Origin of the sequence: Rhodococcus sp. NPDC060176, assembly GCF_042728675.1 — a bacterium.
In the GTDB taxonomy this organism is placed as follows: domain Bacteria; phylum Actinomycetota; class Actinomycetes; order Mycobacteriales; family Mycobacteriaceae; genus Rhodococcus_F.
On the sequence record NZ_JBHWYS010000002.1, the window covers coordinates 1,014,989 to 1,029,729 of the forward strand.

Here is a 14,741-nt window from a genome sequence, read left to right on the forward strand (position 1 = left end):
GTTCGTCCACGCATGCGCGGTCCCCCTGGGTCAGTCACGTCGTCCAGAATCTCACACACGGCAAGTCGCTCGCCCAGGCTGACCGAAACCTGCTGGTCCTGGCGTGTCATGGCAACCCGTTCTGTAACGAGAAAGACCGCTGGTCTCGCTCACCGAGGCACACGCGGCTCGCCCGGGCGATACACGGTATCGTTCATTCGGTTACGACCGGTGTGACGGAGGATACTGGCGGGTACGCACACGCGACTCGCGGATCCGCGCGCCGACCGAATTTTACTTTTGCTCAGATTGGAAGCGACATGACAGAACTCGCGGATCGGACAGACTCCGATCGCGGTACAACGGCCGGCAAGCCTGCCGGAACACGTCGCAGCACCCGACTCCCCCGCGATGCGCGCCGCCTCCAGCTCCTCGCAGCGGCAAGCGAGGTCTTCGTCGCGAACGGGTACCACTCGGCCGGTATGGACGAGATCGCCGAATGCGCCGGTGTCAGCAAACCAGTCTTGTACCAACATTTCCCAGGCAAGCTCGAGCTGTACGTAGCGGTTCTCCAGAGCTACGTCGACAGTCTCATCTCGGGAGTGCGCCAAGCCCTGCGATCGACGACGGACAACAAACAGCGTGTCCGCGCCGCAGTCCAGGCGTTCTTCGACTTCGTCGACAACGACTCGCAGGGTTTCCGCCTGGTGTTCGAGTCCGACATCATGGGCGAGCCCCAGGTGCAGACGCGCGTCGAACAAGCCACCGAAGCCTGCGTCGACGCCGTGTTCGACCTGGTCAGCCAGGATTCCGGACTCGATCCGTATCGCGCACGCATCCTTGCCGTCGGGCTTGTCGGTGCCAGCCAGTTCACCGCGCGGTACTGGCTCGAAGCTGCCCGGCCCATTCCCAAGGAAGAAGCCGTCGAGATCACGGTGGCACTGGCGTGGGGCGGCCTCTCCCACGTGCCGCTGCAGGCCGAAACCAAGTAACCGAACCCCAGAACGAGAATGGGCGGGCAGTCGTAACGACTGCCCGCCCATTCTGCTGTTACAGCTACGCGTCAGACGGTAGGCGCGAACCCGACCTTGCGGATATCGGACGGGCCGATCTCCACGTACGCCACACGAGCAGCCTGCACCAGGAACTTGCGGCCCTTGTCGTCGACGAGTGCCAGAACCGGCTCACGGCCGCCGAGGACAGCCGCGACCTGTGTCTCGACCTCGTCAGGGGTCTGTTCGCTGTTGACGATGAGCTCACGCGGGCTGTCGATTACACCGATCTTGACCTCCACGGTCAACCTCCGAACTGTTCGTGAATTACATCCGTTGTCGACGCAAGGCTAATGCAGCAGCGACCGCCCACGCTCCTCTGCACGCTGTGCCCAGAGCGAACAGGCACCTAGACGAGTCCGAGGATCGCCATCCGCTCGGCATGCTTGGCCTGCATACCGTCGAACAACGCAACAACTCCGTTGAGATCGCCGGAGGCCGAGATCACCAGATCCGTGAGGTCCTCACGCTGCGCCAACACGAACTGCGCCTGTGTGATCGCCTCACCGAGGAGTCGGCGTCCCCACAACATCAACCGGTCCTTGGCGCGGGTACTGGCCTCTACTGCAGCCTTCACCTCGAGCACCACGAACTCCGAGTGGCCCGTTTGAGAGAGCACGTCCTCCACGATCTCGGCCACATCCGCGGGGAGTGAATGCCCGATCTCGCGGTAGAAATCGGCAGCGATTCCGTCTCCGACATACGCCTTCACGAGCGATTCCAGCCACGTCGACGGCGTGGTCGACGCGTGATAATTGTCGAGAGCGCGAACGAACGGGTCCATGACGGCAAAGATCTCGTGGCCACGTTCCGTCAACGCTGTTTCGAGAGTCTCGAAGTGGTCCATCTCGGCGGCGGCCATGCTGGCGAACGCCACCTTGCCGCGCAGGTCCGGTGCCATTTGTGCGTCTTCCGCCAAACGGTAGAACGCCGAAATCTCGCCATACGCGAGAACGGCAAACAAATCGATCACGCCAGGGTGATCGGAAGCGACTCGGCCTCCGGTTCCAGCGTCCGTCGAAGCATCAAGATCGTGTGCGCCCATGACTACGAACTGTAGTGCTTCGACGGCCGACGCGACCGCCAAGGACCGCATGTCCGATTCGGTGATCTTCGACATGTCATCGCGAGGGGCGGACAATGTGCAGCTACAATGGTCTTGGGAGTTCGCCAGTTCCCCCGGCTCTTATGGTTAGCCGGGACGGCTGCTTTAGATCAGCCGACACGACTGTGCTCACGCGGACCCCACCGATAATGTGCGCGCACCTGCATCGACGGTTGTTGCCCGCTTCGCCGAGATCTCCGGACGGTTCGAATTCGTCCGAGTGGAATTCAGTGCTGAGGCGTAGGCATGACCGAAGAAAAAGAGGGCATCGACATCGGCCGACTTACGGCCTGGCCCCTTACCTTGTGCGTGCGTACCGCCACGAGGAAAGGCTAGTCCCCTGAGCAAGATCACTGTCGACCACGAAGACGAAGCAACCGAGAACACCGTTTCCGTCCAGCTCGACGACACCCACGTACCCCCGACCTTTGCCGAGCTCGGTGTCCGCGACGAAATCGTCCGCGCGCTGAACGAGATCGGCATCGAGCGCACCTTCGCCATCCAGGAACTCACCCTTCCATTGGCTCTCGCCGGTGACGACCTCATCGGTCAGGCACGAACCGGAATGGGCAAGACCTTCGGTTTCGGCGTCCCGCTTCTGCATCGCATCGTCACCGCCGAGAACGGCACGGCTGTCCTCGACGGCACGCCCCGCGCCCTGATCATCGTTCCCACCCGCGAACTGTGCATCCAGGTCGCCCGCGACCTCGAGAACGCCAGCAAGTACCTTCGCGTCGGCGATCGTGGTCTCCAGGTTCTGCCGATCTACGGCGGCCGGCCGTACGAGGCGCAGATCTCGGCACTCCAGAAGGGCGTCGACGTCGTCGTCGGTACCCCGGGCCGCCTTCTCGACCTCGCCAACCAGTCGCATCTGATCCTGGGCAAGGTCGGCGTCCTCGTCCTCGACGAGGCCGACGAAATGCTCGACCTCGGCTTCCTGCCCGACATCGAACGCCTCATGGGCATGGTCCCTGACAAGCGTCAGACGATGCTCTTCTCCGCGACGATGCCCGGCCCGATCATCACCCTGGCGCGCACCTTCCTGACGCAGCCGACGCACATCCGCGCCGAAGAGGCCGAATCCTCCGCAGTGCACGACCGCACGAGCCAGCACATCTACCGTGCACACGCACTCGACAAGGCCGAGATGGTCGCCCGCGTGCTGCAGGCCGAAGGTCGCGGCGCGACGATGATCTTCACCCGCACCAAGCGCACCGCCCAGAAGGTTGCCGACGATCTTGCCGAGCGCGGCTTCTCAGTCGGTGCCGTCCACGGTGACCTCGGACAGATCGCCCGTGAAAAGGCACTGAAGGGCTTCCGCAACGGAAAGGTCGACGTTCTGGTCGCCACCGACGTCGCTGCCCGCGGTATCGACATCGACGACGTCACCCACGTCATCAACTACCAGTGCCCCGAGGACGAGAAGACCTACGTCCACCGCATCGGTCGTACCGGCCGTGCAGGCCGCACCGGCATCGCGGTCACACTGGTCGACTGGGACGACATCCCTCGCTGGCAGCTCATCGACAAGGCCCTGAGCCTCGGAATCCCCGACCCGGTCGAGACGTACTCGAGCTCGCCGCACCTCTACGAAGAGCTGTCGATTCCGGCCGATGCCAAGGGCACTGTCCGCAAGGCGAAGGCTGCGCCCGAGAAGGCCGCAACGGACAAGGTAGACGCGCCGAAGACGACCGACTCGGACGGCACCGAAGAGAAGGCCGCTCCCCGCCGCAACCGGACCCGTCGCCGGACCCGCGCCGGCGCTTCGGCCGACGCCGCGACCGGCGCCACCGCTACCGCGACCACCGCTCCCCCTTCGGCACCCGCCGCAACCGGTGCCGAGAACACGGACGACGACGGAGCAGCCAAGCCGCGTCGACGTCGGCGTCGTCGCCCCGCGGCTACCGCGACGGCAGGCGCCGCAGAGTAAGCTGCCGATGTGCTGGCTCCTGAAAGGCGTACTCGCTCAGATCTGATCGGTGCGCTGGCTCTCGCGCTGGCCGTAGTCGTAGCGGTGACCGTGGTGTGGTTGCGCAGTGATGCGCACGGAACCACCTCGGTCACCGCTGACACGTCACTCCCACCTCTGTCGACGTCGGTGTTGTTGCCCGACATCCTGAGGCAGACGTGGGAATCCCCCAGCGCCGCCTCGACGGCGCCCATCACCGTCGGAAATGCCGTCGTCACCGCCGACGGTTCCGAAGTGATCGGCCGCGATCCGGCTACGGGCGAAGAAGTGTGGCGGTACGCGCGCAACATCCCGCTGTGCGGCGCGATCGGTTCGTGGGATCGCGTCGTCGGTGTCTACCAAGACAATCGTGGTTGCTCGCAGGTCACGTCACTGGTCGCCGACACCGGTGCCCGCAAGGACCAACGCAACAGCGACGCCGATTCCGCGGTCAGCCTTTCAGCGGACGGCACCTACCTGATTTCGCGCGGCAGTGAGCGAATGGAACTGTGGCGCTCGGACCTCGTCCGAACCCTCGAGTACGGCCGGGTCGACGCGAAGGTCAACCCCAACAAGCAACCCCGCACCGGATGCACGCTGCTCGATGCCGCGTCGAGCGCCAACCGAGTCTCGGTACTCGAACGCTGCCCCGGTGAAGCCTCCAACAGGTTGACGGTGATGAATCCCGCACCCAAGGACGCCCAGGAACCCGAAGAGTACGGATCCGCGATTCTCCTCGACTCCGAGGGCGCCCGCCTGCTTGCCGTGGCCGGCGAAAAGACGGCGGTCTATCTCCCCGCAGCCAACGGAACTGTTTCTCGCATAAGCATTTTCGACGGATCCGGCAATCCGATCGTCGACTATCCGATCGAGGGAGCGGTGACCGAAGGCGCCCGCACCCACGCCGACAAGGCTTCGATCACGTGGTGGACCGGCTCCCAGACCGTCAACCTACGCCTGAGCGATCTTGCTCCGACGTGGATCGTCAACGGAACGTCAGGGCCCGGAAGCATGGTCGCCGGTCAGATGCTCATCCCCGTTCCGGGCGGCATTGCAGCCGTCAGTCCTTCGGACGGAACGGTTCAGCGCATGATCGCCGTCGACCGCGGTGAGACGACGACACCGATCGTGCTCGCCAGTGCGGGCGAGACGATTCTCGAACAGCGCGGCGACACCGTGTTCGCGCTGCGCTAGTACTTCTCGCTGCGCTCAGAGCGTCAGTTCCGGCGCGAAAGTCACGACTTCGTTTCCAGCCCAATGCTTCAAAAGATTGTCGGCGAGTTCACGATAGGCGTCCGCGCCCTTGTTCTTTCGTCCCGCGAGCACCGTCGCACCCGAAGCAGAGGCCTCCGCGAACTTGACTGTGCGTGGGATCGGCGGCGCCAGAACGGCCAGGGAGTAGCGGTCGCTGACGTCGGCGAGCACGTCGCGACTGTGAGTGGTCCGAGCGTCGTACAGAGTCGGAAGTGCGCCGAGCAGAACAAGATCCGGGTTGGTGATGGCCTGGACTTCACGAACCGTACGCAGCAGCTGTCCGACGCCGCGGTGCGCGAGGGTCTCGCATTGCAACGGGACCAGAACCGACTGCGCCGCAGTCAATCCGTTGAGTGTGAGCACTCCCAACGACGGCGGGCAGTCGATGATGATGACGTCGTAACTACCCAGGAGCGGAGACAGCGCCCGCTTGAGCGCGAACTCGCGACCGGGTCGCATCAGGAGCAGGGCTTCGGCGCCCGCGAGGTCGATGGTCGCCGGCAGGAGGTCCATGCCGTCTTCCGTCTGCAGCACGGCGTCAACCGCGTCGAGATCACCCGCCAGGACCTCGTTGACCGAACGCTCGAGGCGATCCGGATTGTGTCCGAGCGAGAAGGTCAGGCAGCCCTGCGGGTCGAGATCCACCACCAGGACTCGCTGTCCGAGCGCGGACAAAGCCGCACCGAGGGAGGCGACTGTGGTGGTTTTAGCCACGCCGCCCTTTTGATTCGCCACTGCGAGAACCGTCGTCACACGTAGATCCTTGCGCACTTCGCGCCAGGAGGCGAGCTACACACGCGAGGCAGCCTGCAATGATGGTCCACATGGCTTCCCAGTCCGCCCCCTCGGCTATACCTCTCAACGCTCGCGTCGTACTCATGCGCCACGGTGAAACCGAGTGGGCACGCACCGGGAAACACACGGGACGGACCGAGGTTCCGCTGACTCCGCTCGGCGAGATGCAGGCCACCGCGACCGGAAACCGCCTGCGGACACTCGACCTCCGCAATCCCATGATTCTCACGAGTCCTCGCTTGCGCGCTCAGTTGACCGGTGATCTCGCCGGCCTTCCGGAGGAGCGAACCTGGGATGCGCTCTCCGAATGGGACTACGGCGACTACGAGGGCCTCACGACGCCCGAGATTCGCGCAACAGTGCCCGACTGGACCGTCTGGACGCACCCGTGCCCCGGCGGCGAGCAGTCGGATCAGATCCATGCCCGCACCGACATGGTGCTGTCGATGGTGCGTTCACAACTACCCGAGCGGGACGTGATCTTGATCGGGCACGGACACTTCTCGCGCGCACTCATCGCACGCTGGCTCGAGCTCCCGGTGACGGAAGGAAAGCGTTTCGCATTGTTCCCGGGTGCATACACGGTTCTCGGCTACGAGCACGGCGCCACCCACCTCGTTCATCACAACGTGCCGCCACTGGTCGAGGCTTAAGATTCTCTCCATGATTCGACGCGCCACGCCCGCAGACGTCCAGCCGATCACCGACATGATCTACGAGTTGGCGGACTACCAGAAGGCCCTCGACGAGTGCACCGTGAAGGCGGAACAGATCGGCGAGGCTCTGTTCGGGCCGGCCGCGACGGCCTTCGCACACGTAGCGGTGAATTCAGCCGACGACGTCGTCGGCATGGCGCTGTGGTTTCGCAATTTCTCGACCTGGGACGGCGCGCACGGCATCTACCTCGAAGATCTGTACGTCCAGCCCAGCCAGCGCGGATCAGGGCACAGGAAGGCTCTTCTGGCCGCACTTGCCAAGGAGTGCACCGACAACGACTACACGCGGCTGTCCTGGTCGGTGCTCAACTGGAACACCCCCTCGATCAAGTTCTACGAGTCACTCGGCGCCGACGCGAAAACCGAGTGGACCACGTATCGCCTGACCGGCGCCCACCTCGGAGCTCTCGCCGCCGAAGCCGAGTAGGCCCAAACAAAGTTGGTCCGAAGCAGAGTTGGCGGTCAGCCCTACTTGTCCCGCGGCTCTTCGGGCTCGTCAGCGCCGGGGTTTCCCTCTTCCGGCGATACCTCGTCTGCGTACGCGCCGTACTCCGCTGCCATCCACCGAGACGTCGGCGCCGAGAACAGGCAACCGAGAGCGCCGAGAACGACGACACCCAGAACGACGCCGAGCGGCACCTGATGCGAATCGGTCAGCAGCGACCAGGCGACAGGTAGGAGCAGCAACTGGGCGACGACGGCGATTGCGCGGCCCCATCGGCGACCGTTCAGCAAAGCGATACCGGCAGCCAACACCGCGCCGCCGAGAATCGCGACCCAGGCGGCGAAGCCGTACCCGTTGGTGACGCTCTGATCGTGCCCGGTTGCGCCGCGAATCACCGCGACGATCGCGAACCCGGCGGCAACCAGCCCTTGCAGCGTCACGAGGGCACCTGCCCATCTGACTGTCTTGGGCAGGGCGTTCGGACTGGCGGTATTCGGCACGAGGCCAGCCTAGAACACGACACCGGATAGGCTCATGCCCCGTGCGCGCACTGCTGATCGTCAATCCCAATGCCACCTCCACCACCGCCGCCGGTCGTGACCTGTTGGCACACGCCCTCGAGAGCCGGGTGCGACTTACTGTGGCGCACACCACACATCGTGGACACGCTGCCGAACTGGCGCGCGAAGCCCACGAAGACGGCTTCGGCTCGGTGATCGTCCACGGCGGCGACGGAACGGTCAACGAAGTGGTCAACGGGCTGCTCGGGGCACCGCATCCCGCGTCGATGAAATCGGTTCCGGTCGGTCCGATCCCGACGATCGCGGTCGTTCCAGGGGGCTCGGCAAACGTTTTCGCGCGTTCACTCGGTATTGCCGCCGACCCGATCGACGCCACAAACCAACTCGTCGACCTACTCTCGGAGCGGACGAGACGCCGAATCGGGCTCGCACATTGCGACAACCGTTGGTTCACGTTCAATGCCGGAATGGGCCTCGACGCCGATGTGTGCGAAGCCGTCGACGCCAGCCGCAAGAATGGTGACGCTGCCACGCCCGCCCGATATGTCCGAACCGCGATCGCAGCGTTCTTCCGCGCGAAGCGAGCCGAACCAGCCCTGACGGTCCACCTTCCCGATCAGGATCCCGTCTCCGGAGTCCACTACGCGTTCGTGTCGAACTCGAGCCCGTGGACATATCTGGAAGAGCGTCCCGTACACACCAATCCGGAAACCACCTTCGACAGCGGACTCGGAATCTTCGCCATGACGAGCACCAAAGTCCTACCGTCCCTGCGGGTTGTGCGGCAGCTCCTCGCGCGCGGCGCAGAGCCGAAATCGAAGGTCCTCCTACGCACGGACGACGTCCCGACAATCACCATCGAATCGTCGCGACCGATCGGACTCCAGATGGACGGCGACTACATCGGACTTCGCGAAAAGGTCGAATTCACCTCGGTCCCGGATGCACTGGAAGTGTTCGCGCCGATTACGACGTGAGTCAGGCAACACGTTTGACCTGCATAAACACTGGTGCCGAATAGCCAAAATCGGGTAAAATGCCGGTGACGACCAGGTGGCCGTCAGGTGTGTCACAAATTAGTGAGTTGGCCCACGAACCCGTTCAAACCTATTGACATACCGCGAGTTCGTGAAAGCATTCACAAGTAACAGTGCGGAAACGTTGATGACGCACACACAAACTCATTGGTACCAAATGGTGTGAATACACACCCAATTAAGGAGCGAAAAAAGATGGACTGGCGCCACAACGCAATCTGTCGCGACGAGGATCCCGAACTGTTCTTCCCCGTGGGAAACAGTGGACCGGCCCTCGCTCAGATCGCTGATGCCAAGGTTGTCTGCAACCGCTGCCCCGTCACCGCTGAGTGCCTGTCCTGGGCCCTCGAGTCCGGTCAGGATGCAGGCGTCTGGGGCGGAATGAGCGAAGACGAGCGTCGCGCACTCAAGCGTCGTAACGCACGTACCCGTGCACGCACTTCCGTCTAGGTAGAACCGAGACGTTCGACTCGCGGCGGAGAACAGCCCCTCCACACAGTCGAAGACGACAGCCCTGCACCACATGGTGCCGGGCTTTTTGTCTGCTCGAATTAACAGCGCTGCTCGAATTAACAGCGCTGCTCGAATTAACAGCGCTGCTCGAATTAACAGCGCTGCTCGAATCAGTAACGCGCAGTACGTCTACCGAGCGGCACACGCAGAACCGCGTCGGTGCCGCCGCCACTTCCCGGGTGCAGTCCGAGCGAGCCGCCGAGTTCGGCGCCCAGCAGAGTCCGCACGATCTGGAGTCCGAGGCGATCGGACTTCTCGAGGTCGAAGTTCTCCGGCAGGCCGCGCCCGTTGTCGTGGATGATCACGTCCAACCAGCGCGCAGAACGCTCAGCGCTGAGTGTGACCGTGCCGGTGAGTCCCGGATCGAAAGCGTGCTCGATCGCGTTCTGCACCAACTCGGTCAGCACCATGACCAGCGGGGTGGCGCGCTCGGCGGAGAACACTCCGAAACTTCCCTCGCGCCGAATCGTCACCGGCACACCCACTCCCGCGACATCGGAGAGCATGGGAACCAACCGGTCGATCACCTCGTCGAGATCTACCTCTTCGTCCACCGACATAGACAGGGTGTCGTGAACGAGGGCGATGGATGTCACGCGTCGCACCGATTCCGTCAATGCTTGTCGCGCTTCGTCGTTGCCGGTTCGCCTGGCCTGTAGACGCAGCAGCGCCGCGACGGTTTGCAGGTTGTTCTTCACTCGATGGTGAATCTCGCGGATGGTCGCGTCCTTGCTCAGGAGCGCGCGATCACGACGCTTGACCTCGGTGACGTCGCGAACCACGACCGCAGCACCGACGTGCCGACCACCCGGCTTGAGTACCAGAGCGCGCAGCAGAACGGTCGCCCCACGCGCCTCGATCTCCATCCGACGGCCAGGCTTGTCCGCCAACGTATCTCGGATGTAACCCGCAGCTTCCTGAGACTCGAACGGGTCGGTGACCAACGAACGGGTCAACGCCGCGAGATCTTGTCCCACCAGATCCGAACTCAGACCCATCCGGTGATACGCCGAGAGAGCGTTCGGGCTCGCGTAGACGACGGTGCCTTCGGTGTCGAGACGGATGAAACCGTCGCCGGCACGTGGGCTCGAGTTCGTGTCGGAGCGCGATTCTCGGATCGGGAAGGTTCCGTCGCTGATCATCTGACACAGGTCTTCGGCGCAATCGAGATACGCGAGCTCGAGCGGACTCTGCGCTCGCTGGTGCGACAGATTGGTGTCGCGGCTCAGAACCGCGATGACTCGCCCGTCCAGACGCACCGGAACCGCTTCCTTACGCGGCGGCATTCCTTTACGCCACGTCTCGTCTTCCCCACGCACGACGCGCCCCTCGACAAGAGCGCGAAGGACCTGCGGATGCTCGGACTCGGAAACGACCGTTCCGACCGCGTCCTCCGGGAAAGCCGTCGATGCCGTGGTCGGCCGGCAGTGCGCTACGCAGATGACCGTCCCTTCGGATCGGTTCTTCTCCGATTCGGTGCCCACCCACAGGAGAACGTCTGCAAAAGAGAGGTCGGCGAGCAGTTGCCACTCCCCCACGACGCGCTGGAGATGGTCGACCGCCGCACCCGGCAGATCGGTGTGTTCGGCGAGGAGGTCACTGAGAGTGGACATAGGCTTACTTAGGAGATCACGGCGATCAGATCGCCTTGCTGAATCACGTCGCCGACCTTGACGCCCACCGTCGTCACCGTGCCCGGAACCTCGGCCAGGACGGGAATTTCCATCTTCATCGATTCGAGGATGACCAGGGTGTCGCCGTCCGCAACGACGTCTCCCTCGCTCACGACGACCTGGTAGACCGTCGAAACCATCTCGGCGCGCACGTCTTCTGCCATCGTGAACCTCACTTCTGTCGGAACTGCACTCTGACCACGAAAATACGTCGACGGATTACTCGATCGACCTGCCAATGGAACCACACCGGCATCGGCGTGAAACAATGACGCGAAAGAAACAGAAGGGAGACCAATCATGGGTAAGCGTGGTCGTAAGAAGCGCAGCCGTAAGGGCAACGCCGCTAACCATGGCAAGCGTCCAAACGCCTGACATGTAGCGCAACAAAACGTCCGAGGGGCGGGGAAGCATTGCTTCCCCGCCCCTCGGCGTTACTGCCTTCCGACTACTGCCGCTCAGATCTTCGCTGACGGGCTAGCTGTCGGTTTCGGTAGTCGTGATGACGATGGTCCGACGCAATTCGACGGTGAGCCGCTGACGCAGGCTTTCCGGTGCGTGATCCCCGCCGCACTTGCGGTTGATCAGGCTCTTGACCTTCTCCTCGATCCCGTAGGCCTCAAGGCACGATCCGCAGTCGTCGATATGACGTTGCAGACGAGCGCGACTGGAATCGTCGCATTCACCGTCGAGCATCAACCAGACGTCGGCGATGACTGCCGAGCAGTCGAGCCTTTCGAATTCGTCCTGCTCACTCATCGTTTGACACCTTCCGCCTCGGTGGCTGCGCCGGCCGTGGCCGTGTCGACTGCGCCGTCCCGATTGAATCCACGATCTTTGGCGACATCGGCCAAGAGACCACGCAATTGCTTACGACCACGATGCAGCCGTGACATCACCGTTCCGATTGGTGTGCCCATGATCTCCGCGATCTCCTTGTACGGGAATCCCTCGACGTCGGCGTAGTACACCGCCATCCGGAATTCCTCGGGCAGCGACTGCAGCGCCGCCTTGATGTCGTCGTCCGGCAGCGCGTCGAGCGCCTCCACCTCGGCCGAACGCAGCCCGGTGGACGTGTGCTCTGCGGTGGCGGCCAACTGCCAGTCGGTGATCTCGTCCGTCGGATACTGCGCGGGTTGGCGCTGCTTCTTGCGGTACGAGTTGATGTAGGTGTTGGTGAGAATCCGGTACAGCCAGGCTTTCAGGTTGGTACCGGCACGGAACGAGCGGAAAGCCGTGTACGCCTTGACGTACGTCTCCTGCACTAGGTCTTCGGCATCAGCCGGGTTCCTCGTCATGCGCAGTGCAGCGCCGTACAACTGGTCGAGCAACGGGAGCGCGTCACGCTCGAACCGGGCAATCAACTCATCCGCAGTTTCGGGCGTTTCGGACACCGCACCATCGACAGGTTCGGAAACCTCCGACGGTTCGTCCTTGGGCCGGTCGTGTTCCAGCACTCTGATCCCTTCACTAGCCGTAGGGATCAAGGTTACCGCCAACTGAAGATCCGACCCACGGGCCGGTGGTGGCTCACACACAGCCAGCACGGTCGCTCCTTCGCTTCTCGGGACAAGTTTCATCAACTGTTACCAACACGGGAGTCTGCGACTCTGTTCCCGGCCTGGTCGGAGTCCTTATAGAGGGGTCCACCTAAGGTCTTCGTCATGGCTGGAACAGCGACCCCTGCAACCGCACTGCTCGGCAAGTCGAAGACACCGCACCGCGTTCACAGCTACGACCACGACCCCCGCGCCGAATCGTTCGGCGACGAGGCGGTCACGGCGCTGGCCGAGTTCGTAGGCGTCGAGGCCGCCCAGATCTTCAAGACCTTGGTCGTCAAACTCGACACGGGCAAGCTCGCCGTCGCGGTTCTGCCGGTACCGGCCAAACTCTCACTCAAAGCTGCGGCCGCTGCCCTCGGCGCAAGCAAAGCCGTCATGGCAGATCGCGCCGAAGCCGAGCGCTCGAGCGGCTACGTCTTCGGTGGTATCTCACCGCTCGGCCAACGCAAGAAGCTGCCGACCGTGATCGACGCCTCGGCTCTCGACTGGGATCGGGTTCTCTGTAGTGCCGGACGACGCGGCCTCGAAATCGAACTGGCTCCGGCCGACCTTGCTCAGCTGAGCGGCGCGGTCACCGCACAAATCACCGCGGGCTGAGGATCCGGTCGCTACAGTCTGTTCATGCGTCCACAAACCAAGCGTCCACCCGTGAAAATTTTTGCACTGACCGCTGCAGCCGCGGCCCTCACCGTCTCGTTGACGGCCTGCGGGAGTTCCGACAGCGCCGCCAAGGAAGTCACGGTGGTCGGATCAGGACAGGTCCGCGGGGCGCCGGACATCCTCAACGCGGACATCGGCATCGAGGTTGTCGCCGCGGATGTATCGGGAGCGGTTTCCGAGTCGAATGACAAGGCCCGCCAGATGATTGACGCGATAGTCAATGCCGGCGTGGCCGCCGAGGACGTGCAGACAAGCGATCTGTCGGTTCAGCCGCAGTACGACGCCAGTGGTGGGCCGTTCGTCGGCGGCAACGTGACGGGCTACCGGGCAACCAACTCGGTACGGATCGTCGTCCGCGATCTCGACAAGGCTTCGGGTGTCCTGGACGCCGGTATCGCGGCGGGTGGAAACGCAGCGCGACTCGGCAACGTCGCCTTCGCCATCGACGACAACTCCCAGCTTCTGGCCGACGCACGCACTCGGGCTTTCGAGGACGCGAAGAACCGTGCCGAGCAGTACGCGGATCTGTCGGGTACGTCATTGAAGAACGTCGTGACCATCACCGAGGCGCACGACACGAGCGGTGGCCAGACCATGCGCGCTCCCGGCGACGCCTCGATGTCCGACATCGTTCTCGCCCCGGGAACCCAGCAGGTTTCGTTCGAAGTGACCGTCACCTGGTCTCTCGGCTGACCGCTAGAGCAGACTGATCTGCTCTCCGGCACGGTCGATGTCCGGCTCGATCAATTCGTGTCCGTTGTTCTTGACACTGTTGACCAGCGGCCGGACTCGAGCGATGTCGATCCGCTCGAAAAGGTCCGGGGTCGGTTCGAGCAGGGCCGAATCGACGGTGTTGTCGGGATCGAGCCACGCCTCCCAGCGGTCTCGAGGCAGGGCGAGGGGCATCCGGTCGTGAACCTGCTCCAGATGACCGAGTGAGTCGACTGTGACGATCGAGCAGCTCAGGACGGGGCTCGCATTCTCGACCTTCGGGTCTCGCCAGGCAGACCACACACCAGCCATGAACAGCCGTGATCCGTCGTCGGGGTGCATGTAGTAAGGAATCTTCGCTGCCTTTTTCCCGCCAGTGGCCTCGGTCTGCCACTCGTACCACCCGTCCATCGGGACCAGGCAACGCTTGAACTTGAACGCGGTCCGAAACGCGGGCTTGTCCGCCAACGAGTCGGCACGCGCGTTGAACAGGACCGGGCCTTTACCCAGTTCCTTGGTCCACGAGGGCACCAATCCCCAGCGCATCCGCCGAATCCTCTTGGTCGGATCGCTGTCGGGGTTTTCCCGATCGTGGCGTTCCACGACGGTCAACACCTCGGTCGTCGGAGCCACGTTGTAGTCGGCTTCGACGGGCGCCGAGTGGTCGGTCTCGTCGAGCGCATCGAGTTCCACCGCCAGGGTGGCCGGGTCCGCTGTGGTCGCATACCTTCCGCACATGACACCCAGGGTGGCACGGTTTCGACCATTCC

General features: G+C 63.4%; 19 protein-coding genes. 10 read left to right on the forward strand and 9 right to left on the reverse strand.

The window, feature by feature from the left end:
- Window positions 1-299: 299 nt before the first annotated feature.
- The gene (locus ACFWEM_RS13105; protein WP_230812633.1) at window positions 300-971 is read left to right on the forward strand and encodes a TetR/AcrR family transcriptional regulator; all 672 of its coding nucleotides are present in this window, start codon (window positions 300-302) and stop codon (window positions 969-971) included.
- A gap of 71 nt (window positions 972-1,042) precedes the next feature.
- On the opposite strand, the gene ACFWEM_RS13110 is transcribed toward ACFWEM_RS13105, so the two are convergent.
- Both ACFWEM_RS13110 and ACFWEM_RS13115 read right to left on the reverse strand, forming a co-directional pair.
- Window positions 1,043-1,273, reverse strand: coding sequence for a DUF3107 domain-containing protein (locus ACFWEM_RS13110; RefSeq protein WP_230812632.1), 231 nt, complete (start codon window positions 1,271-1,273; stop codon window positions 1,043-1,045).
- Window positions 1,274-1,380: 107 nt separating this feature from the next.
- The gene (locus ACFWEM_RS13115; RefSeq protein WP_029255047.1) at window positions 1,381-2,076 is read right to left on the reverse strand and encodes a ferritin-like fold-containing protein; all 696 of its coding nucleotides are present in this window, start codon (window positions 2,074-2,076) and stop codon (window positions 1,381-1,383) included.
- A 400-nt stretch (window positions 2,077-2,476) separates the two neighbouring features.
- On the opposite strand from ACFWEM_RS13115, the gene ACFWEM_RS13120 reads away from it, so the two are divergent.
- Window positions 2,477-4,066 carry a DEAD/DEAH box helicase gene (locus ACFWEM_RS13120; protein ID WP_378534569.1) on the forward strand — a complete coding sequence of 530 codons (1,590 nt, stop codon included), beginning with the start codon at window positions 2,477-2,479 and terminating at the stop codon, window positions 4,064-4,066.
- Between the two features lie 9 nt (window positions 4,067-4,075).
- Entirely contained in the window at window positions 4,076-5,278 is a 1,203-nt protein-coding gene (locus ACFWEM_RS13125) for a hypothetical protein (protein ID WP_378534030.1), read from the forward strand.
- Window positions 5,279-5,293: 15 nt separating this feature from the next.
- Here ACFWEM_RS13125 and ACFWEM_RS13130 read toward each other — a convergent pair whose 3' ends face one another.
- Entirely contained in the window at window positions 5,294-6,091 is a 798-nt protein-coding gene (locus ACFWEM_RS13130) for a ParA family protein (protein ID WP_378534032.1), read from the reverse strand.
- Between the two features lie 71 nt (window positions 6,092-6,162).
- On the opposite strand from ACFWEM_RS13130, the gene ACFWEM_RS13135 reads away from it, so the two are divergent.
- A complete protein-coding gene (locus ACFWEM_RS13135; protein WP_230812622.1) occupies window positions 6,163-6,786 on the forward strand; it encodes an acid phosphatase in 624 nt (207 codons plus the stop codon).
- Between the two features lie 10 nt (window positions 6,787-6,796).
- Window positions 6,797-7,276 (forward strand): GNAT family N-acetyltransferase, encoded by a 480-nt coding sequence (locus tag ACFWEM_RS13140; protein WP_378534035.1) that lies wholly within the window; start codon window positions 6,797-6,799, stop codon window positions 7,274-7,276.
- Between the two features lie 41 nt (window positions 7,277-7,317).
- Here the strand turns inward: ACFWEM_RS13140 and ACFWEM_RS13145 are convergent, their stop codons facing one another.
- On the reverse strand, window positions 7,318-7,794 hold the full coding sequence (locus ACFWEM_RS13145; protein WP_378534037.1) for a hypothetical protein: 477 nt from the start codon (window positions 7,792-7,794) through the stop codon (window positions 7,318-7,320).
- Between the two features lie 41 nt (window positions 7,795-7,835).
- On the opposite strand from ACFWEM_RS13145, the gene ACFWEM_RS13150 reads away from it, so the two are divergent.
- The gene (locus ACFWEM_RS13150) at window positions 7,836-8,792 is read left to right on the forward strand and encodes a diacylglycerol/lipid kinase family protein (RefSeq protein ID WP_378534039.1); all 957 of its coding nucleotides are present in this window, start codon (window positions 7,836-7,838) and stop codon (window positions 8,790-8,792) included.
- Between the two features lie 255 nt (window positions 8,793-9,047).
- Entirely contained in the window at window positions 9,048-9,302 is a 255-nt protein-coding gene (locus ACFWEM_RS13155; RefSeq protein ID WP_003940950.1) for a WhiB family transcriptional regulator, read from the forward strand.
- 173 nt (window positions 9,303-9,475) lie between these two features.
- Here ACFWEM_RS13155 and ACFWEM_RS13160 read toward each other — a convergent pair whose 3' ends face one another.
- On the reverse strand, window positions 9,476-10,978 hold the full coding sequence (locus ACFWEM_RS13160; protein ID WP_230812615.1) for a sensor histidine kinase: 1,503 nt from the start codon (window positions 10,976-10,978) through the stop codon (window positions 9,476-9,478).
- Window positions 10,979-10,986: 8 nt separating this feature from the next.
- Complete coding sequence (locus ACFWEM_RS13165; RefSeq protein WP_007731208.1) at window positions 10,987-11,202, reverse strand: biotin/lipoyl-binding carrier protein; 216 nt, start codon at window positions 11,200-11,202, stop codon at window positions 10,987-10,989.
- Window positions 11,203-11,338: 136 nt separating this feature from the next.
- On the opposite strand from ACFWEM_RS13165, the gene ACFWEM_RS13170 reads away from it, so the two are divergent.
- A complete protein-coding gene (locus ACFWEM_RS13170; RefSeq protein ID WP_022597109.1) occupies window positions 11,339-11,413 on the forward strand; it encodes a 50S ribosomal protein bL37 in 75 nt (24 codons plus the stop codon).
- Window positions 11,414-11,515: 102 nt separating this feature from the next.
- Here the strand turns inward: ACFWEM_RS13170 and rsrA are convergent, their stop codons facing one another.
- Together rsrA and ACFWEM_RS13180 are read right to left on the reverse strand one after the other, a co-directional pair.
- Window positions 11,516-11,797 (reverse strand): mycothiol system anti-sigma-R factor, encoded by a 282-nt coding sequence (rsrA, locus tag ACFWEM_RS13175; protein ID WP_003940722.1) that lies wholly within the window; start codon window positions 11,795-11,797, stop codon window positions 11,516-11,518.
- Window positions 11,794-12,495 (reverse strand): sigma-70 family RNA polymerase sigma factor, encoded by a 702-nt coding sequence (locus tag ACFWEM_RS13180; protein WP_378447603.1) that lies wholly within the window; start codon window positions 12,493-12,495, stop codon window positions 11,794-11,796. Before ACFWEM_RS13180 ends, rsrA begins: the two co-directional genes overlap by 4 nt.
- A gap of 207 nt (window positions 12,496-12,702) precedes the next feature.
- On the opposite strand from ACFWEM_RS13180, the gene ybaK reads away from it, so the two are divergent.
- Together ybaK and ACFWEM_RS13190 are read left to right on the forward strand one after the other, a co-directional pair.
- Window positions 12,703-13,197 carry a Cys-tRNA(Pro) deacylase gene (gene ybaK / locus ACFWEM_RS13185; RefSeq protein ID WP_378534041.1) on the forward strand — a complete coding sequence of 165 codons (495 nt, stop codon included), beginning with the start codon at window positions 12,703-12,705 and terminating at the stop codon, window positions 13,195-13,197.
- A 24-nt stretch (window positions 13,198-13,221) separates the two neighbouring features.
- Window positions 13,222-13,953 carry an SIMPL domain-containing protein gene (locus ACFWEM_RS13190; protein ID WP_378534043.1) on the forward strand — a complete coding sequence of 244 codons (732 nt, stop codon included), beginning with the start codon at window positions 13,222-13,224 and terminating at the stop codon, window positions 13,951-13,953.
- A gap of 3 nt (window positions 13,954-13,956) precedes the next feature.
- On the opposite strand, the gene ACFWEM_RS13195 is transcribed toward ACFWEM_RS13190, so the two are convergent.
- Window positions 13,957-14,709, reverse strand: a complete 753-nt coding sequence (locus tag ACFWEM_RS13195; protein ID WP_378534046.1) for an SOS response-associated peptidase — start codon at window positions 14,707-14,709, stop codon at window positions 13,957-13,959.
- Window positions 14,710-14,741 lie beyond the last annotated feature (32 nt).